Below are 17,633 nucleotides of genomic sequence, written 5' to 3'. Positions count from 1 at the left end.
TAGTGATGACGGTCCACGCGGCGCCGGCGCTCGGCGATCCCACGGCCGAGCCGTCCGGCACCCCGGTCCGGCTGCCGGTGTCGGCCGCCGAGTCGGTGTCGGTGCTGGCCACCCGGATGTCGTTCGTGGTCGTGCCGTGGCTGCTGCTGGCCGCCGACGCGGGCCTGCGTACGGTCGGCGTGGTCGCGGCGGCGCAGCTGGTGGCATACCTGCTGGCGAGTCCGCTGGGCGTCGCGCTGGCGGACGGGCGCCGCCCGGTCCGGGTGGGCGTCGCTGCCGACCTGCTCAGCGCCGTGGCACTGGCGGGCGTGGCGTACTTCGCGCTGCCGGACTCGCCGGTGACCGGCTGGCCGGGCCTGGCGGGCACCGCAGGGCTGGCCGCGCTGGCCGCCGCGCTGCGGTCGGTGAGCGACCGGGCCAAGGACGCGGTACGCCGGGACGCCGACCCCGAAGAGGCCCGCGCGCCGCGTTCGGGGCTGGCGCGCGCGTTGCAGGTGATCGCGCTGCTGGCGCTGGGCGCCGGGGCGGGCGTGCTGGCGGTGCGGTTCGGCCCGGCCGGGGTGCTGTGGCTGGACGCGGTGCTCTGCGCGCTGGCCGCGGCCCTGCTGGTGCAGGCCGTCACCGAGCGTCCGCGCCCGGCCGGTGCCGCCGCCGCGCCCGAGGTGCTCAGCGGCGAGGTGCTGCCCGCGAAGCCCGGCGCGGACGCGGAGGCCGCCGCGGGCGAGGAGGCGGCGGCGGGATCCGGCGACGAGCCCGACCCGGCCGGCCCGGCTGATTCCCTGAACGGCTCCGGTGGCGAGCAAGCCACGGCGCGCATCCGCACCGGCGGGAACGCGGTCCATGCGGCGATTCCGGCGCAGGCGACGGGCAGCCCGTCCGCCAACGGCAGCCACCCGGCCGGAGCGGAGCAGGCCGAGGGCAGGGCGCGGGGCGAGGCGGCGCTGCCGATCGCGCGGACCCGCGCGAAGGACCTGCGCCGGGGGGCCATGGCCGAGCTGCGCGCGGACGGGCTCATCCGGCGGCTCGCCGCGGTGCTGTTCCTGACCAACCTGCTCGTGCAGGCCGGGGCGGTGCTGCTGGTGCCGGCCTGGATGACGCACGTGCTGCGCGAGCCGGACCTGCTCGGCCTGGTCGGCGGGGCGTTCGTGCTCGGCGCGGTCACCGGCGGGGTGGTGCTCGCCGGGCTGACCCGCGAGCCGTATCGCTGGGTGGTGGCGGCGCTGGCGTTCCTGGCGGGCGGCGGCACGGCCGCGGTGCTGGGCGGGCTGCCGCCGCTGCTACTGCTGATCGTGGTGGTGGCGTTCGTGTGCGGGGCGACCCTGTCGTCGGTGACGCCCGCGCTGGGCACGCTGCTCGCGCAGCGGGTGCCCGCGCCGGTGCGCAGCCGGGTCGGCGGCTTCGCCGCGTCGGTGGCGTACCTCGGCCTGCCGCTGGGCACCGCCGCCGCGGCCTGGGCGCTGCCCGTGCTGGAGCTGCGCTGGGCGCTGGCCGCCGCGGCGGGGGCGTACCTGGTGGCGCTGCTGGTGCCGGTGTTCGCGTACCGGACCTGGCGGCAGCTGAGCGCGGGCGCGCCCGCGGTGCTGACCGGCGCGGCGCGGCTGCCCGCCCGGCTGTCGGTCACCCTGGCCTACGCCAACGGCCAGTGGCTGGTCGAGGTGCGCAAGGGCCGGGCCCTGCTCGGCACCCGGCACCTGGTGAAGACCGCCGAGGCGATGAGCATGCTCGCCTCCCTGGACGTGCCCGGCGTGCGCAGCAGCGTCGAGGAGGCGCTCGCCGTCGACCAGACCGAGGCGGCGCGCCAGGCCGAGCGGATGCGCGGCGAGCTGGCCGAGCTGGAGGCGAAGCTGGCCGGGCTGTCCGAGATGGCCGAGCTGAGCGACTTGCGGCTGCCCGGCCAGCCGGGGCCGCCGCAGCCCGAGCAGGTCGAGCACGTCGAGAAGGCCGAGAAGGCTGCGAAGCATGGCTGACGGCTATGCCGTGACGCTGGAGGCGGCCGATCCGTGGTGCCTGCGGCCGGGGGAGGCGGCCGCACTGCTGGCCGGGCATCCGTGGCGGCGGTTCGCGGTCGTGGGCGACAGTGTCGCCGCCGGGCTCGGCGATCCGGTGCCCGGCTACGTCGAGCTGTCCTGGTGCGACCGCATCCGGACCGAGCTGGCGGGGGTGCGCCCGGAGCTGGTCTACCTCAACCTCGGGGTGCGGGACCTGCGTGCCGCCGAGATCCGGGCGGGCCAGCTCGGCCCGGCGCTGCGCTTCGCGCCGGACCTGGTGCTGGTCGCGGCGGGCGGCAACGACGCGCTGCGCCGGTCGTACGATCCGGACGCGGTGGACCGGGAGCTCGCCGCGATGATCACCGAGCTGCGCCGGGCGGGCGCTGAGGTGATCACGGTGGGCATGTTCAACGTGTCCTACGCGCCGTCCTTTCCCGATCCGGTGAAGCACCTGGTGCGCGAGCGGATGGACACGCTGGCGGTGCGCACGGCGGCGCTGGCGGCGCGGCTGGGCGCGATCCACGTGGACTGCTCCGGCCATCCGGCCGAGCGTGATCCGGGCAGCTACAGCGCCGACGGCATCCACGGCAACCTGCGCAGCCACAGCATCTGCGCCGCGCTGACCATCCGCCGCCTCGGTGCCCACCTGGGCAACACCTTCGCCTGAGCGGCTTCACCAAGGCCCGCCCACCGGGCTCGCCGAGCCGCGGCGCGGTCGGCTCCGCGTCCGCGCGGCCGTGCCCGCCTGCGCGGCTGCCCGCTCGCGCGGCTGTGCCCGCCTGCGCGGCTGTGCCCGCCTGCGCGGCTGCCCGCTCGCGCGGCTGCCCGCTCGCGCGGCTGCCCGCTTGCGTCTCGTGCCCGGCCGCGCGGCCATGATCGGAGTTTCGTGTCACATGGTGCGGTCAGACCACAGGTTCTGACACGAGACCGCGATCTTGGACCGCCGCCGCCGCTGCCGCCGGCTGGGCTGCGATCTGGGGTCGCTGGCGGCTGGGTGGGGTGTGGTGCCGTCCGACGTGGCCGCGGCCTGCCGGGTTCCCGCGCAGTGCGGATCTGGCACATACATTTAGCACAATAAATATTGAAGATTCTTGCATTGTTTGGCATCGTGTTCCACGACCGAGCGCCCTAACCGGGCAACCCGGTCACCTCCGGCATGTCATCCCACATGCCACAACCCCGAGGAGGAACCGTGACCAACTCCAGGTCTCCGCTGCTCCGCGCCACGGTGCGCGCCGCCGCGGCCACCCTGCTGGGCGCCGCCCTGATCGTGCCGGCGACCGCGCAGGCCGCCCCGGTCGGCGGCACCGGCCCCGCGCTGAGCCCCGCCGCGGCCGAGACGCTCGCCGCCGAGCTGGGCTCGCCCGGCGCGTACCTCGACGACAGCGGCCGGATGGTCGTCACCGTCACCGACACCGCCGCCGCCGCGCAGGTCCGGGCGAAGGGCGGCGTGGCCAAGCTCGTCACCCGCAGCGCCGCGCAGCTGAACGCGGCCACCGCCGAGCTCGCCCGGCTGGCCCGCATCCCCGGCACGGCCTGGTCGACCGACCCGATCACCAACCAGGTCGTGGTGACCGCCGACGACACCGTCACGGGTGCGAAGCTGGCCAAGCTCAAGGCCGTCACCGACCGCCTCGGCGACGCCGTGCGGGTGGAGAAGGTCGCGGGCACGCTCAGCCCGACCATCGCCGGCGGCGAGGCCATCTACGGCGGCGGCTCGCGCTGCTCGCTCGGGTTCAACGTGCGCAACTCGGCCGGCCAGCAGTTCTTCCTCACCGCCGGGCACTGCACCAACCTGGCCGCGAGCTGGTACGCCAGCCCAAACAACCAGAACTTCCTGGGCACGCGCGTCGGATCCAGCTTCCCCGGCAACGACTACGGCATCGTGCGTTACGACAGCTCGATCGCGCGGCCGGGCTCGGTGTACCTGTACAACGGCTCCTACCAGGACATCACCAGCGCGGCCACCCCGGCGATCAACCAGCTGGTGTACCGCAGCGGCAGCACCACCGGCGTGCGTAGCGGCCGGGTGCTCGGCCTCAACGCCACCGTCAACTACGCGCAGGGCAGCGTGTCCGGCCTCATCCGCACCAGCGTGTGCGCCCAGGGCGGGGACAGCGGCGGGTCCCTCTACGCGGGTACTGTCGCCTACGGTCTCACCTCCGGCGGCAGCGGCAACTGCACCACCGGCGGCCAGACCTACTTCCAGCCCGTCGTCGAGCCGCTGTCGGTGTACGGCGTCAGCGTCTACTGAGCCATCCTCCACATGAGGCGGCCGCCGGGGGTCCCGCCCGGCGGCCGCCGCCATTTCCGTAGTGGCTCTCAGCGGCTGGACTTGTAGACCTCCTGCACCGCGGTGAGCAGCTGGTCGCGCTGCGGCTGCACGGCCAGGTCCAGCTCGCGGGCGAACGGCAGCACCGCCCCGTCCGGCCGGGTCACCCGCCTGGGCGGCACCGCCAGCCGCATCTCCTCCGCCGCGACGGCCAGGATCTCCGCGCCGATGCCGCACATGCGGTTCGAGTCGTCGACGACGACCAGCCGCCCGGTCTTGTTCACCGACGCCGCCAGCCCGGCCCAGTCGAACGGGTAGAGCGTGCGCGGGTCGAACACCTCGACCGAGATCTGGTCGGACAGCTGCTCGGCGACGTCCAGCGCCGCCTGCACCAGGTGCCCGACCGCGACCACGGTCACGTCGGCGCCCTCCCGGTGCACCCGGCCGACGCCCAGCGGCACCGGGCCGAGCGCGTCCATGTCGACGTCGGCGCGTACCCCCAGCGAACCGGCCGGGGCGAACAGCACCACCGGGTCGTCGTCACGGATCGCGGTCAGGAACAGCCCGTACGCGTCCTCGGGCGTGGCCGGCACCACCGTCTTCACCCCGACGTGCGCGAACAGCCCGTACGGGTGGTCGGAGTGCTGCCCCGCCCAGCCGCTGCGCGAACCCGAGCCGGGCACGAAGTACGTCACCGGCACCTTCGCCTGCCCGCCGGTCATCAGCGAGAACTTGTGCGCCTGGTTGGCGATCTGCTCGAACACCAGGAACAGCAGCGACGGGATCTGGAACTCGATGACCGGGCGCAGCCCGGCCAGCGCCGCCCCGGTGGCGAAGCTGGTGAACGCCTGCTCGGACAGGGGCGTGTCGACCACCCGCTGCGGGCCGTGCTTGGCCAGCAGGCCGGTCGTGACGTTGTTGACACCCACCCCGATGTCCTCGCCGAGCACGCACACGCGCTCGTCCCGGGCCATCTCGTCGGCCAGCGCCCGCTGCAGGGCCTTCAGGTAGGACAGCCGCGCCATCAGCGCACCCCCTCGAACAGTCCGATCCCGTTGCGCCCCCGCAGGCCGGTGGCGTAGAGGTGGTCGAGCGCGCCGGCCGGGTCGGGCGCCGGGCTGTCCAGCGCGAACGCGACCGCCTCGGTCAGCACCGCCTCGACCTCCGCGTCGATCGCGGCGCGGGCGCCCTCGGGCAGCCGCGCGCCCTGCACGTCGAGCGGGTCGCGGGAGCGGCCCGCGGCCACCTCCTCGTCGGCGCGGTAGCGCACCCGGGCCTTGTGCTCCCAGGTGTGGTGCGCGTCGAAGCGATACGCCGTGCACTCCAGGAAGCTGGGGCCGCCGCCCGCCCGGCCGCGTGCGACGGCCTCGGCGGCGGCGTCGCGTACCGCGCGGGCGTCGGCGCCGTCGACGGTGACCGCGGGCATGCCGAACGCCGCCGCGCGGGCGGTGATCGACCCGGCCACGCCCTGCTCGATGGTCAGGGTGGTGGCGTAGCCGTTGTTCTCGCAGACGAACAGCACCGGCAGCCGCCACAGCGCGGCCAGGTTGAACGTCTCCAGCAGCACGCCCTGATTGACCGCGCCGTCGCCGAAGAAGCTCACCGCGACCCGGTCGCTGCCCTCCTTGACCGCGGCCCAGGCGGCGCCGGTGGCGATGGCCCCGCCCGCGCCGACGATGCCGTTGGCGCCGTAGATGCCCTTGCTGAAGTCCGCGGCGTGCATCGAGCCGCCCCGGCCCTTGTTCAGGCCGGTCGAGCGGCCGGTCAGCTCGGCCAGCATGCGCACCGGGTCGGATCCCTTGGCCAGCACGTGCCCGTGCCCGCGGTGGGTGCTGGTGATGACGTCGTCGTCGCGCAGCGCCGCGCAGACGCCCGCCGCGATCGCCTCCTGCCCGATGTACGGGTGGATGCCGCCGACGATCTCGCCGCTGTGCACCAGCTCGATCGCGCGCTCCTCGAACCGGCGGATCAGCCGCATGGTCCGGTAGAGGTCCTCATCCGTGCTCATTAGCCCTCCTCGGTGCGCCACCCAAGCGATCTTGTGCACTTCGTGTCGCTGGGACAGCACGAAGTGCACAAGATCTACCGCCGCGCTGTGTGGTCCGCTCGCTCACGCCGCCCGCGCCTCCAGCACGCCGGGCCGAGCCCCGACGACCTCGAACCCGGCCTTGCCCAGCAACTCGCGGTATTCCTGCTCGGTGCGGTCGCGGCCCTCCAAGGTGACCAGCATCAGCAGGTCGACCAGACCGGCCGCGGAGCGGCCCGCCGCCGGGACGGTCTCCGGCAGCAGCTCCTCCAGCACGATTACCCGCCCATGCGGCGGCACGACCGCGTGCACCTGCCGCAGGATCGCCAACGCATTGTCGTCGTTCCAGTTGTGCAGCACCCGGGCCAGCACGTACGCGTCGCCGCCCGCGGGCACCCCGTCGAAGAAGCTGCCCGCCACGCAGGCCGAGCGCTCGGCCAGGCCCGCCTCGGCCAGCCGCAGGCGCGCCGCCTCGGCCGCGTCGGGCAGCTCCAGCAGCACCCCGCGCAGCGCCGGGTGGCGCGTCAGCACGTCGATGAGCAGGCTGCCATTGCCGCCGCCGACGTCCACCACGGTGTCCGCCCAGGTCAGGTCACATCCGGCCAGCCCGTCCGGCGGGCGCTGGTCGCCCATGGACTCGTTGAACACCGCCGCCGCGGTGGGGTTGTCGTCGAGGTAGTCGTAGAACGGGCGGCCGTACACCGCCTCGAACGCGGGGCGGCCGGTACGCACCGTATGCACGATCTCGGCGAACGAGCGGAACACCTCGTCGCCCTGCATCAACGCGTTGAGCCGCACCGAGCCCGGCACATCGGCGCGTAGCAGCTCGGTGGTGGCGGTGAGGCCGAACGTGTCCGGCTCCGGCTCGGTGAACAGGCCCATGAGGGCCAGCGCGCGCAGCAGCCGGCGCAGCGCGGCGGCGTCGGCCCCGCAGTCGTGGGCGAGCTGCCCGACGTGCACCGGGCCGGCTGCCATGAGGTCCGGCACGCCCAGCTTCACCAGCGCGTACACCCCCTGGGCGACCCACGTGCCGGAGAGGATGCCGAGCAGTTTGCGGCGGGCGAGGGATTCGTTCATGCAGGGCTCCGTGCCGTGTCGTCGATGTGCCGCGCCGCGGCTCACTTTCGGCGGTCGCCGTAAGTGAGCCGCGGCCGAAAAAAAGAGAGGTCAGCACGCCTTGATCGCGTCGTGGATGCCCGTCCACAGCCGCTGCCGGGCGGCCAGCGCCGCGTTCACCGTCTGCGCCGCCTCCGCCCACCGCTCGTCGGCGTCGCCGCACAGGTCGGTGACCATCTGCATGGCCATCGGGGTGTGCTCCTCGCCGTCGACCTCGATGTGCCGGGCCAGGTAGTCCACGAACGTGTCGAGCTTGCCGCCCTCCTGGTTCACCTTGATGACCTGCTGGAACATGTCCGGGATCAGGTCCTCGCGGCCGAACGCGAACGAGGCGGCCTGGCAGTGCACCGGCAGCGTGTCGATGAAACGGAACGTGGTCCGCACGAACTCCGCCGAGACCGGGTTGACCTTGGCCTCGACCAGCGCCGACTCGACGGTGCTGCCGGTCCGGAGCAGGTCGATGAAGGTGTTGATCACCGTGGTGTCTGCGCCGGCCTCGTCCATGCCCTTGACGTACAGCTCGAAGTGGCTGATGAAGCCGCCCTGCAGCTCGTCGCTCTCCTCGACCAGCACGATGTCGTTGATCAGGCGGCGGCTGCCGGTCGGGCCGCTCGGGATCCATGGCACGCTGACGCTGGTCAGGCTGCGCTGCAGCGACTTGAGCAGCGACATGAAGTCCCACACCGCGAAGACGTGGTGCTCCATGAACGTGACGATGGCCTGGTGGCTGTCCAGCGCGGCGTAGATCGGGTGGGTGATGACGGCGGTGCGGGCGTCGCTGACGGCGTCCTCAAGCCTGGTGATGCCCGGGTGAGTCTGGCCCCAGTCGTATCGCGACATGCGTTCCTCCTAGTGATGCGGTGATGGGTCAGCGGCTGGCTGAGGTCCAGAGGACGGGGCAGTAGTCCGGGTCGGCGTAGTCCGGACGGCCGTCGGGGGTCTTGCGCACCAGCTCGTCGTGGTTGTAGCCGACGACGGTGCCGTCGCTGAGCGCGTACGGCCGGTAGGTGTTCTCGCCGTCCTGCAGGTGCAGGGAGATCGCGCGGCGCGGGCGGTCGCTGCGGTTGGCGCCGCTGCCGTGGTAGGTCCGGCAGTGGTGGAAGCTCATGTGCCCCTTGGGGATGATCATCGGCACCTTGCGCACCGTCTGGCCGTTGAACTCCGCGTTGCGGGCCAGCAGGACCTCCAGGTCCTCCTTGTCCCGCTCGGCGAAGTGCTTGGCGGTGGTGTCGTTGTTGCCGGTCTCCCGCCACAGGTGGCTGCCGTCGACCATGGTGATGGTGCCCATCTCCTCATCGCAGTCGTGGAAGGGGATGAACGCGGTGAGCATGCGCTCGGAGGTCGACGACGCCCAGTAGTGCCGGTCGAAGTGCCACGGCACCACGTTGGTCGGCTCCTCCGGGCGCGGCGGCTTGTAGATCAGCGTGGACTGGAAGATGCGGATCTCGTCGGCCTGCGCCAGCCGCGCCGCGACCGCGCCGATCAGCGGCTTGCGCAGCAGCTTGGCGAGGCCGTCGTGCTCGTAGTGCACGTAGTCGTTGTGCCGCTGCACCGCCCCGTGCGAGGGCTCCCAGTAGGCCAGGCGGCGCGGGCGCAGCGGCAGCGAGCGGCTGCGCTCCCCGGCGTAGAAGCGCTCGCTCGCGTCGACCAGCTCGTCGACCTCGGCATCGCTGAACAGCTTCTTCGTCAGGTACCAGCCGTGCGCGGCGTAGAACGCGACGTCCTCGTCGGACGGGAGCAGCTCGCGCTCCTCGTCGGTCAGATTGAACTGCTCAGCCATGGGTCTCGCTCCTCATATCGGGGTGGTGGTGGAGGCTGTGGTGCACGGGGGTGTCCCGGGTCTCAGGCGGCGGCCAGGCCGGCGGGCCGGGGGGCGGCTTCGGCGGCCGCGTCGGCGGGCCGGGCCAGCTCACGCTCCTTGGCCTCGTACAGCGCCTTGATGTTGCTGCTGCCGAAGGTCAGCGCGCCGTGCCGCTCGATCAGCTCCAGGAACAGCGTCCGGCGCACGTGCATGGACTGCGTGAAGATCTGGTACAGCTGGCCGTAGTGGTCGGTGTCGACCAGCACGCCGAGGCTGCGCAGCTCGGCGATGGGCAGGTCGACGCTGCCCAGCCGCTGCTCCAGCGCGTCGAAGTAGGCCTGCGGCGTGCTCAGGAAGCCCACTCCCTTCTCGGCGAAGGTGCGCACGGCGGTGACGATGTCGTCGGTGCGGAACGCCACGTGCTGCACCCCGGCGCCGGCGTGCCAGGAGAGGAAGTCGTCGATCTGGCCCGGCTTACGCGACAGGTCCGGCTCGATCAGGGTGAACGTCACCTGCCGGGACTGGCTCTGCACCACCTTGGAGTCCATGCCCTGGCCGCCGACCTCGATGTACTCCTCGAAGATCTCCGCGAAGCCGAAGACGTCCTGGTAGTAGCGCGAGGTGGCGCCCAGCTCCCCGGCGGGCACGCAGATCGCGCAGTGGTCGATGACCCGCAGCAGGTCGGCGTCGAACGACTGCTCCGGCAGGGTCATCTCGAACGTCCCGGGGAGGAACTCCCACGGGTTGCCGTGCCGCTCCACCAGGCGGTGGGTGACGTCGCCGAAGCCGGACACGCTCGCGGTGACGACCCGCCCGTCGGCGTTCTCGTGCACCTGCGGCCCGGCCAGCGCGGCAGCCCCGCGGGACACCACCGATTCGTAGAGCCCGGCCGCGTCGTCGGTCTGGAACGCGATGATCGCCACGCCGTCGCCGTGCCGGCCGACATACTGCGTCGCCGGATGCTCCGGCACCAGGCCGGAGGTCAGCACGATGCGGATGTCGCCGTGCTGCAGCAGCAGTGAGCGCTGCCCGGTCAGACCGGTCTGCGGACCACCCTGCCCGCAGACCCGGAAGCCGAACGCGGTGCACAGATAGTAGGCCGTCTGCCGGGCGTCACCGACGTAGAACTCCAGGTGGTCGATGCCGAGAATGTTCATTCCTACCTACCCCTTGGCGGTCGCTGTCCTGTGTCGCACGTATTGCCAGGACTCGATCCCGCCAGGTGGGGCGCGGAACGGGTCCACGGATCGGGGTTCGCCCCGGCGTGTTTTCACGCACGCCGAATGAACCCCCGATGATCCGATTGGCCGTCGTGCCCCTGTGACGTCCCTCGTCACGGCCGTCCCACCGGAGCCGACTGCTCCGGCGGAAGGCCGTCATCTGTCACGCTAGCGGGTTGTGCAGACGTCTCTCAATACCTATCCAGGCAAATATTTAACTGAGACAGTATGTTGTCTGATGCAAACTTTCCGGCGAGGTCTCACTCGGCAAAACGGCTGAGTCTGGTGGTGGGCCGACCCAGGACAAGGCTCACATTGTGGCCGCCGAATCCGAATGAATTGGACAGCGCGAAATCGATCGGATTTTGCCGAGCCTTACCGCGAATATGGTCGAGATCGCACGCCGGATCGGGCTCGTCCAGGTTGACCGTGGGCGGCAGCAGGCCGTGGCCGACCGCCAGCGCCGTGGCGGCCGCCTCGATCACCCCGGAGGCGCCGAGCATGTGCCCGGTGACCCCCTTGTTCGAGCTGACCGCCGGCATGGCCCCGGCGAACACCCGGCCGATCGCCGTCGACTCCGCCACGTCGCCCATCTTCGTGCTGGTCGCGTGGGCGTTCAGGTAGCCGATGTCGGCCGGGCCGAGCCCCGCGTCCGCCAGCGCCCGGCGCATGCTCTCGGCCTGCGCGTCGCCGTCGGGGCGGGGCGTCGTCGGATGGTGGGCGTCCGTGGTCGCCCCCCAGCCGTGCAGCGTGGCGTACGCCGCGCGCCCCCGCGCGTCCGCGTCCGCAGCCCGCTCCAGCACGAACACGCCCGCGCCCTCGGCCAGCACGAGGCCGTTGCGGCGCTTGTCGAACGGCCGGCTCGCCGAGGTCGGGTCCTTGGCCCAGCCTCGAGCCAGCGCCCGCGTGTTGTGGAAGGTGTCGGCCAGGGTGGGGAACAGGGGCGCCTCCCCGCAGCCCACCAGCACCACGTCGGCCTCGTTGTTACGCAGGATGCGCATGCCCTCGGCGATCGACTGCGCCCCGGCGGCGCACGCGGTGCCGATCGACGAGCTGTAGCCGCGCAGGTCGTACTTGATGGCGATGCGGGCGGTGGCCATGTTCGGCAGCATGCCCGGCAGCAGGTACGGGCTCACCCCGAAGCGGCCCTGCTGGGTGCGGGTCACCACCTGCGACTCCAGCGTGGCCAGGCCGCCGGTGCCGGACACCACGGTGGCCGCCCGGTAGGGGTCCACGTCCCGCCCGACGACCAGGTCCGCGTCGGCCATCGCCTGCTCCGCGGCGACCAGCGCGTGCACGATGTACCGGTCGAGCGTGCGCGACTCCGGGCCGGGCAGCACGTCGGCCGCGTCGATGTCCGGGCCCTTGCCCATCACCTCCAGGGACCCCTGCGCGGGATGCCCCTCGGGTGTGGCGACGATCCCGGAGCGCCCGCCGCACAGCGCGTCGAAGATCTGGTCGAGTTCCTGCCCGACCGGGGTGACCAGGCCGATGCCCGTGACGACGATGTCAGGGCGGCTGCTGTTCGTCACGCGGCACCTGCCAGCGCCCGCTCGCGCAGCACCAGCTTGCGCACCTTGCCGGTCGCGCCGGTGGGGATGTCCTCGTCGTGCACCGCGTTGATCGCGCGCAGCGTCGGCGCGGCGTGCTCGCCCAGCGCCGCCACCACGGCCGCCCGCCGGTCCGCCGCCGCGTCGGCCTCGGGACGCAGCAGGAGCAGCACGTCGGTGACCACGATGCCGTTCTCGCGGACCGCGACCACGGTGCAGTCGAGCACGTCCGGGCAGGAGGCGAGGATCTTCTCCTCGGTGAGCGACGTGTGCAGCCAGTGCCCGCCGTCCAGCACGACGGAGTCCACCGCGCGGTCCACGTGGTAGTAGTAGCCGTCCTCGTCGTAGTACACGAGGTCGCCGGTGAGGTAGTAGCCGCGCTGGCGAGTGCGGAACGTGGTCACCGAGTCGTTCCAGTAGCCCAGCGTCACCGTGGGCGACTTCAGGCCGAGGTGGCCCACCGTGCCCGGCCCCACCGGCTCGCCCTCGTCGTCGAGCACCGCGACGTCGGCGAACACGTGCGGGCGGCCGATGCAGCGGTCGTAGCGGTCGGTGTCCAGCCGGTGGGTGATGTGGAAGGCCGAGTGGCCCATCTCGGTGGAGCCGATGCCGTCGATGAACATCGAGCCTTTCACCCGGGTCACCCCCTCGCGGGTGACGGTGTTGCGGCTGCCCACGTTCACCAGCGGCCGGATGTGCGCCTCGTGCGCGCAGTCGCCGGTGTTGAACCAGATCGCCACCGAGTCGATGTCGCGCTTGGTCAGGTCGTGGCGGGCCATGTCGGCCCAGGTGACCGCGAAGCCGAAGACGCCGGTCGGCTTGTAGCGCTCGATCGCGTCGAGCACGTAGTCGCCCCGCTGGGAGGACAGGAACACCAGCTCGGCCCGGTTGCACAGGGCCTGGTTGATGGACAGGATGCCGGCCGTGTGGGCGGCGGGCAGCGCGCACACCACGCGCTCGGTGCCCTGCGCGCGCGGGCCGGACAGGCGGATCTTGCGGGTCGCCGCGAACAGCGTGGTGTGCGAATGCACGATCGCCTTCGGCAGGCCGGTGGTGCCCGAGGAGTGCGTGATCGAGATCGGGTCGTCCGGGTGGTGCCGGTACGCCGCGGGCGCCTGGGCCGGGTCGGCGGTGCCCATCTCCGACACGTCACCCAGCAGGCGCGAGCCGAAGTCGCGGCCCTCCAGCAGCGCGGCGTGCTTCGCGTCGGTCAGCACGCCCACGGCGCGCAGGCGGCGGATGTACTCGGCCGCGATCTCGCCGCTGAGGTTGCCGTTGAGCAGCGCCGGGATGGCACCGAGCCGGTTGAGGGCGAGGAAGCTCAGCACCACGTCGGCCGACGTGGTGGTGTAGACGGCCACCGGGTCGCGCCAGCCGATGCCGCGCTGGTGCAGCCACGCGGCGCGGGCGGCGACCCGCTCGTCGAGCTGCCCCAGCGTCAGCGGCTCCCAGGCCGGGTGCCCGTCGACGTCGACGTCGAAGGTCAGCCCCGGCCCGGCCGGGTCGGCGCCGTGCGCCAGCAACCGGGTGATGACGTTCCCGGCGCCGAGGTCGGCGTCGGCGGCGAGGATCGCCCGCAGGTTGGTGCTGGACATCGCTGCACTCCCTCTACTCGGTTATGTCGCTGCTTCGTACGAGCACGGCCAGCGCGCGGTCGCGCCCGCCGTCGTCGGTGGCCTGCTCGGCCACGATGACCAGGGCCTCGTCGGCGTCGCCGTCGCGGATCAGCAGCGACGCCGCCGCCAGCCCCTCGGCCAGGGACTCCGGCACGGGATCGGCCCCGCCGTCCGGGCTCAGCGAGACCACCGGCCCGCCCAGCTCCCACCGCGCCGCCACATAGCCGGCCACCGCGTTGGGCACGGCCTGGAAGAACAGCAGCGGGCCGAGCCGCTGCCCGGCGGCGACCGCGCGGGCCACCGCCGCGGCGGTCGTCGCGTCGCCGGAGCAGGACGAGATGATCACCGCGGTACGCGCGCCGCGGGCCGGGTCGGCGGGCGGCTGCCCGTACGCGGCGGTCAGGCAGCGGCGGGCGACCTCGGCGACGAGCGGGCTGAACGAGGACAGCACGAAGCCGGCCAGCTGCGGCGGCTCGGTGTCGGCGGGGGACTCCGGCCAGCTCGCGCGGGCGAGCTCGACGAGGCCGGGCACCCCGTGGGTGGGGGAGATGGTCTGGCTGCTCATACGCCGATCACCAGGGCGGTGTTGGCGCCGCCGAAGGCGGCGTTGAGGCTCAGCGCGTACGCCGGGCGCGCCTCCAGCGGCTCGCCCGTGATCAGCCGCAGCTCGCAGCCGGGGTCGGGTTCGAGGAAGCCCGCGTTCACCGGGAGCAGCCCGGCGCGCATGGCCAGCACCGTGGTCACCAGCTCCAGCAGCGGCGACGCCTCCAGCGCCTGCCCGTGCAGCGACTTGGTGGAGCTGATCGGCACCCGCGCGGCGTGCCCGCCCAGGGCCCGGTGCAGCGCGGCGGCCTCACCGGCGTCGCTCTGCGCCGAGCCGGAGCCGTGCGCGTTCACGTAGCCGATCTCGGCCGGGGCGAACCCGGCCCGGTCCAGCGCGGCGCCGATGGCGCGGGCCAGCCCGGCGCCGTCCGGCCGCGGCTGCACCACGTGGTAGCCGTCGCCCGCTCGGCCCCAGCCGTGCACCGCGGCCAGCACCTGCGCCTTGCGCGCCCGCGCGGCGCGGTCGGATTCCAGCACCACCGCGGCGACGCCGTCACCGAGCAGCAGCCCCTTGCGCCCGGCGCTGAACGGCCGAACCGCACCGTCGGCGGCCAGCGCCCGGCCCGCGTCGAACAGCGCGAACTGATCCGGATCGACCAGGTAACCGGCGGCCACGACCAGCCGCTCCGCGTCACCAGCGGTGATCATCGCGGCCGCGTCGGCGACCGCGGTGCTCGCCGCGACGCAGGCGCTCGTGTATGTGCGCGGCCGCCCTGCCAAACCGGCCTTCGCTGCGACCATCGCGGCGAACGCACCCGCTCCGGGCGCCGTCTGCCACACGGCGTCGTCCGGAGCGCGTCGCATCGCGGGCACGCGCAGCGATGCCGCCCCATCCGGCGTGGCCGCCGAGCCCGTGGCACCGCGGTCGCTCAGCGGGACGGACACCGCCGCACCCGTGGCGCCAGGATTGCCCGGCATGGCCGCCGCGCCGGTGGAACCGCGCCCGTCCGGCGTCGCGGCACCCGCCGCGCGGGGCCGGGAGCCGTCGGGGTCGCCGTGCACGGCCAGCAGCAGGCGGGTCGCGGCGCGGTCGGCGGTGGACAGCCCGGCCTGTGTGCAGGCCTCGTCCACCACCGACAGCAGCTCGTCGAGCAGCGAGGGGTCGCCGGGCAGCAGCGCGCCGACCCGGACCCGGCGGGCCGCGACGTCGAAGCGGGTGACCGGCGCGAACGCCGGCCGCCCCGCCAGGACGCCGTCGAGCAGGGCCTGGTTTCCCCGGCCGTACGCGCTGACCGCCGACAGCCCGGTGAGCACGACCTGTGGCCGGTCGTGCCGCCGGGTCGCCGCGGCCGGGCGCGCTTCAGTCACCGGCCCGCTCCGCGAGCGCCTCGCCCAGCACGACGACCGCGCCGTCCACCGAGGTCATCCGCATCAGCAGGTCGTCGTCCAGGTCGAGCACCACGCCGTAGCGCTGCTCGACCTGGTGGATCAGCCACGCCAGTTCCAGGGAGTCGATGCGGTCGCGCACCTGCTCCGGCGTGCGCTCGCCGTACGTGGCGAGCATGCTCACCACGTCGTCCCGGCCGGGCGCGGAGCGGGTCGTCACTAGGCGCTCGCCAGCTCGGCGCGCTGCGCGACGGCCTCGGCGAACTCGCCGACGGTCATCGCCGCCATCTGCTCGGACTCCTCGTCGGTGAAGGTCACGCCGTAGGCGTCCTCGACCCGCACCGCGAGCTCGGCGACGGCCAGCGACTCCAGGTCCACCCCGGCGGAGCCGAGCGGGGTGTCGGCGTCGACGTCGTCGATCGGGTAGTTCATCGCCGCGATCGCGTCGATCACGAACTGGCGCACCTCGGCACTCATAGCGGATTCCTTCCATGGTTGACGGCCCGGCGGGCCCGGATCGGCTGCGGTCGGGAGACTTGGCGGACACGGCGCAGGGCCGTTCCGGGGCTCATGGGGCCGGCTTCGGCTCCGCCGTGCGGAGCACCGCGTGGTCGCGGACCAGCTTGCCGGTCGCGGTGCGGGGCAGCTGCTCGACGATGTGCAGCACGCGCGGCCGCTTGTACGGGGCCAGCCGCACGGCCAGCTCACCCTCCAGCGCCGCCGCCGCGCCGGGGTCGGGCACCACCGCGAAGGCTTCGATGCCGCCGTCGTAGACGACCACCGCCCCCTCCACGCCCGGCAGCGCGGCCAGGGTGTGCTCCACCTCGGTCAGGTCGACCTTGAGGCCGCCCACCGACACCTGCGAGTCGAGCCGGCCGAGCACGGTCATCAGCCCGGTCGCCGGGTCCACCCGGCCCGCATCCTTGGTGTGCAGCCAGCCGTCGACCCAGCGGGTCGGGTCGGACAGCCCGATGTACGGGCTCGCGGGCGTCGCCACGAGCAGCTCGCCGTCCTGCTCCCGCACGGTGATGCCCGGGGCGGGCATGAGCGAGGGACGGTGCTCGCCGAACAGGTCGGTGGCGATGACCCCGACCTCGGTCATGCCGTACATGTTGCCCAGCGTGATGCCGTAGCGGTCGGTGAAGCGCTGCGCCACCTCGGCCCGCACCAGCTCGCCGCCGGTGGTCATCCGCTTGAGCTGGGCCAGCTTCGGCGGGTTCGGGTTGGACGCGAGCAGCTCGGTGTGGAACGGCACGCCGAGCAGCGTGGTCGGCGCGTCGCCCGCCTCGACCGCGCGCAGGATCGCGTCCACGGTGAGCCGCTCCGGCAGCACCAGCTCGGTGCCCGCGTGCAGGCAGTAGAGCAGGCCGCCGACCAGGCCGAGCACGTGCACGACCGAGGCCAGCAGCACCACCCGCTCGCCGGGCAGTGGCACGCCGTCGATCCGGGTGTACCGGTCGACCTCGGCGACGAGCTGCTCGGCGGTCCGCGCGATGACCTTGGACGGGCCGGTGGAGCCGGAACTGAGCTGCACCACGGCGTGCCCGGTCTCGGCGGGACGGCCGTCCCGGGCCTCGGGCACGTCGGTGACGTCGTAGAACGCGCGCAGCCCGCCGGGCAGGGCACCCGTGAAGCCCACCAGCACCTGCGGCTGGAGCCGCTCCAGGGCACGGTCGGTCTCGTACGCGGTGAGCCGGTGGTCCAGCAGCGCGACCTGCGCGCCGATCCGCCACGCGGCGAGCAGGTTGGCCGCGTACGCCGGCGAGGGCGGCAGCCGCAGCGCGACCGAGCCGCCCCGGGCCAGGCCCAGCCCGCGCAGGGCGGTCTCGCGCTCGGCGACGGCGGCGCGCAGCGCGGCCCGGGTCACGGGGGATCCGAAGTGGAGGCACACCTCGCGGTCGTCGCCGCGCAGCAGGTGCTCGTCGACCCAGTCGGAGGTGGCTGCCAGGGGCGCGCCGGTTGCCCAACCTGTGTTGCTCATGATCTGCTCCGCCAGTTGCTCGCGCAGAAGGTGCTCGCGCAGAAGGGTGCTGGGAACCCGATCCGTGCGCCCCCGACGGACCCGGTGAATCCGGAGCCTAACAAGCCGATCGAAGCAGTTGCAATGTTCGCTTT

16 protein-coding genes are annotated in these 17,633 nt (G+C 73.3%); 3 read left to right on the top strand and 13 right to left on the bottom strand.

Annotated features, from left to right (window positions below; genetic code table 11):
• The first annotated feature begins 5 nt into the window (after nucleotides 1-5).
• The 3 genes from CS0771_RS38315 (at nucleotide 6) to CS0771_RS38305 (ending at nucleotide 4,242) form a co-directional block, all read left to right on the top strand.
• Nucleotides 6-1,967, top strand: a complete 1,962-nt coding sequence (locus CS0771_RS38315; protein WP_212845494.1) for an MFS transporter — start codon at nucleotides 6-8, stop codon at nucleotides 1,965-1,967.
• A complete protein-coding gene (locus CS0771_RS38310; RefSeq protein ID WP_212845493.1) occupies nucleotides 1,960-2,655 on the top strand; it encodes an SGNH/GDSL hydrolase family protein in 696 nt (231 codons plus the stop codon). The genes CS0771_RS38315 and CS0771_RS38310 overlap by 8 nt, the downstream gene beginning before the upstream one ends.
• A gap of 525 nt (nucleotides 2,656-3,180) precedes the next feature.
• On the top strand, nucleotides 3,181-4,242 hold the full coding sequence (locus CS0771_RS38305; RefSeq protein ID WP_244871278.1) for a S1 family peptidase: 1,062 nt from the start codon (nucleotides 3,181-3,183) through the stop codon (nucleotides 4,240-4,242).
• A gap of 68 nt (nucleotides 4,243-4,310) precedes the next feature.
• Here CS0771_RS38305 and CS0771_RS38300 read toward each other — a convergent pair whose 3' ends face one another.
• The 13 genes from CS0771_RS38300 to CS0771_RS38240 form a co-directional block, all read right to left on the bottom strand.
• Complete coding sequence (locus CS0771_RS38300; protein ID WP_212845491.1) at nucleotides 4,311-5,285, bottom strand: alpha-ketoacid dehydrogenase subunit beta; 975 nt, start codon at nucleotides 5,283-5,285, stop codon at nucleotides 4,311-4,313.
• On the bottom strand, nucleotides 5,285-6,268 hold the full coding sequence (locus CS0771_RS38295; RefSeq protein ID WP_212845490.1) for a thiamine pyrophosphate-dependent dehydrogenase E1 component subunit alpha: 984 nt from the start codon (nucleotides 6,266-6,268) through the stop codon (nucleotides 5,285-5,287). Before CS0771_RS38295 ends, CS0771_RS38300 begins: the two co-directional genes overlap by 1 nt.
• 102 nt (nucleotides 6,269-6,370) lie before the next feature.
• Nucleotides 6,371-7,363, bottom strand: coding sequence for a methyltransferase (locus tag CS0771_RS38290; RefSeq protein WP_212845489.1), 993 nt, complete (start codon nucleotides 7,361-7,363; stop codon nucleotides 6,371-6,373).
• 90 nt (nucleotides 7,364-7,453) lie between these two features.
• Nucleotides 7,454-8,242, bottom strand: coding sequence for a DUF3050 domain-containing protein (locus CS0771_RS38285; protein WP_212845488.1), 789 nt, complete (start codon nucleotides 8,240-8,242; stop codon nucleotides 7,454-7,456).
• A gap of 28 nt (nucleotides 8,243-8,270) precedes the next feature.
• Complete coding sequence (locus tag CS0771_RS38280; RefSeq protein ID WP_212845487.1) at nucleotides 8,271-9,182, bottom strand: phytanoyl-CoA dioxygenase family protein; 912 nt, start codon at nucleotides 9,180-9,182, stop codon at nucleotides 8,271-8,273.
• Nucleotides 9,183-9,244: 62 nt separating this feature from the next.
• A complete protein-coding gene (hppD, locus tag CS0771_RS38275; RefSeq protein ID WP_212845486.1) occupies nucleotides 9,245-10,360 on the bottom strand; it encodes a 4-hydroxyphenylpyruvate dioxygenase in 1,116 nt (371 codons plus the stop codon).
• 323 nt (nucleotides 10,361-10,683) lie between these two features.
• The gene (locus CS0771_RS38270; RefSeq protein ID WP_244871277.1) at nucleotides 10,684-11,955 is read right to left on the bottom strand and encodes a beta-ketoacyl synthase; all 1,272 of its coding nucleotides are present in this window, start codon (nucleotides 11,953-11,955) and stop codon (nucleotides 10,684-10,686) included.
• Nucleotides 11,952-13,568: a class I adenylate-forming enzyme family protein gene (locus CS0771_RS38265; RefSeq protein WP_212845485.1), complete on the bottom strand. Its 1,617-nt coding sequence runs from the start codon at nucleotides 13,566-13,568 to the stop codon at nucleotides 11,952-11,954. The genes CS0771_RS38270 and CS0771_RS38265 overlap by 4 nt, the downstream gene beginning before the upstream one ends.
• Before the next feature lie 13 nt (nucleotides 13,569-13,581).
• Entirely contained in the window at nucleotides 13,582-14,154 is a 573-nt protein-coding gene (locus tag CS0771_RS38260) for a beta-ketoacyl synthase chain length factor (protein ID WP_212845484.1), read from the bottom strand.
• Nucleotides 14,151-15,446 carry a beta-ketoacyl synthase gene (locus CS0771_RS38255; RefSeq protein ID WP_371821609.1) on the bottom strand — a complete coding sequence of 432 codons (1,296 nt, stop codon included), beginning with the start codon at nucleotides 15,444-15,446 and terminating at the stop codon, nucleotides 14,151-14,153. Before CS0771_RS38255 ends, CS0771_RS38260 begins: the two co-directional genes overlap by 4 nt.
• Nucleotides 15,447-15,492: 46 nt before the next feature.
• Entirely contained in the window at nucleotides 15,493-15,696 is a 204-nt protein-coding gene (locus tag CS0771_RS38250) for a hypothetical protein (RefSeq protein WP_203740445.1), read from the bottom strand.
• A 41-nt stretch (nucleotides 15,697-15,737) separates the two neighbouring features.
• A complete protein-coding gene (locus tag CS0771_RS38245) occupies nucleotides 15,738-15,995 on the bottom strand; it encodes an acyl carrier protein (protein WP_203740269.1) in 258 nt (85 codons plus the stop codon).
• 91 nt (nucleotides 15,996-16,086) lie between these two features.
• Nucleotides 16,087-17,499, bottom strand: a complete 1,413-nt coding sequence (locus tag CS0771_RS38240; protein ID WP_212845483.1) for a class I adenylate-forming enzyme family protein — start codon at nucleotides 17,497-17,499, stop codon at nucleotides 16,087-16,089.
• Between the last annotated feature and the right edge of the window lie 134 nt (nucleotides 17,500-17,633).

It is taken from the genome of Catellatospora sp. IY07-71 (genome assembly GCF_018326265.1).
Lineage (GTDB): Bacteria > Actinomycetota > Actinomycetes > Mycobacteriales > Micromonosporaceae > Catellatospora.
This window is presented reverse-complemented; position numbering and strand designations above follow the sequence as displayed.

Bases quoted from the DNA above. Each gene is read 5' to 3' on its own strand.
- hppD (WP_212845486.1), bottom strand. From the start codon at position 10,360: ATGAACATTCTCGGCATCGACCACCTGGAGTTCTACGTCGGTGACGCC.
- CS0771_RS38315 (WP_212845494.1), top strand. From the start codon at position 6: ATGACGGTCCACGCGGCGCCGGCGCTCGGCGATCCCACGGCCGAGCCG.
- CS0771_RS38290 (WP_212845489.1), bottom strand. From the start codon at position 7,363: ATGAACGAATCCCTCGCCCGCCGCAAACTGCTCGGCATCCTCTCCGGC.
- CS0771_RS38260 (WP_212845484.1), bottom strand. From the start codon at position 14,154: ATGAGCAGCCAGACCATCTCCCCCACCCACGGGGTGCCCGGCCTCGTC.
- CS0771_RS38250 (WP_203740445.1), bottom strand. From the start codon at position 15,696: ATGCTCGCCACGTACGGCGAGCGCACGCCGGAGCAGGTGCGCGACCGC.
- CS0771_RS38245 (WP_203740269.1), bottom strand. From the start codon at position 15,995: ATGAGTGCCGAGGTGCGCCAGTTCGTGATCGACGCGATCGCGGCGATG.
- CS0771_RS38285 (WP_212845488.1), bottom strand. From the start codon at position 8,242: ATGTCGCGATACGACTGGGGCCAGACTCACCCGGGCATCACCAGGCTT.
- CS0771_RS38280 (WP_212845487.1), bottom strand. From the start codon at position 9,182: ATGGCTGAGCAGTTCAATCTGACCGACGAGGAGCGCGAGCTGCTCCCG.
- CS0771_RS38265 (WP_212845485.1), bottom strand. From the start codon at position 13,568: ATGTCCAGCACCAACCTGCGGGCGATCCTCGCCGCCGACGCCGACCTC.
- CS0771_RS38300 (WP_212845491.1), bottom strand. From the start codon at position 5,285: ATGGCGCGGCTGTCCTACCTGAAGGCCCTGCAGCGGGCGCTGGCCGAC.
- CS0771_RS38240 (WP_212845483.1), bottom strand. From the start codon at position 17,499: ATGAGCAACACAGGTTGGGCAACCGGCGCGCCCCTGGCAGCCACCTCC.
- CS0771_RS38295 (WP_212845490.1), bottom strand. From the start codon at position 6,268: ATGAGCACGGATGAGGACCTCTACCGGACCATGCGGCTGATCCGCCGG.
- CS0771_RS38310 (WP_212845493.1), top strand. From the start codon at position 1,960: ATGGCTGACGGCTATGCCGTGACGCTGGAGGCGGCCGATCCGTGGTGC.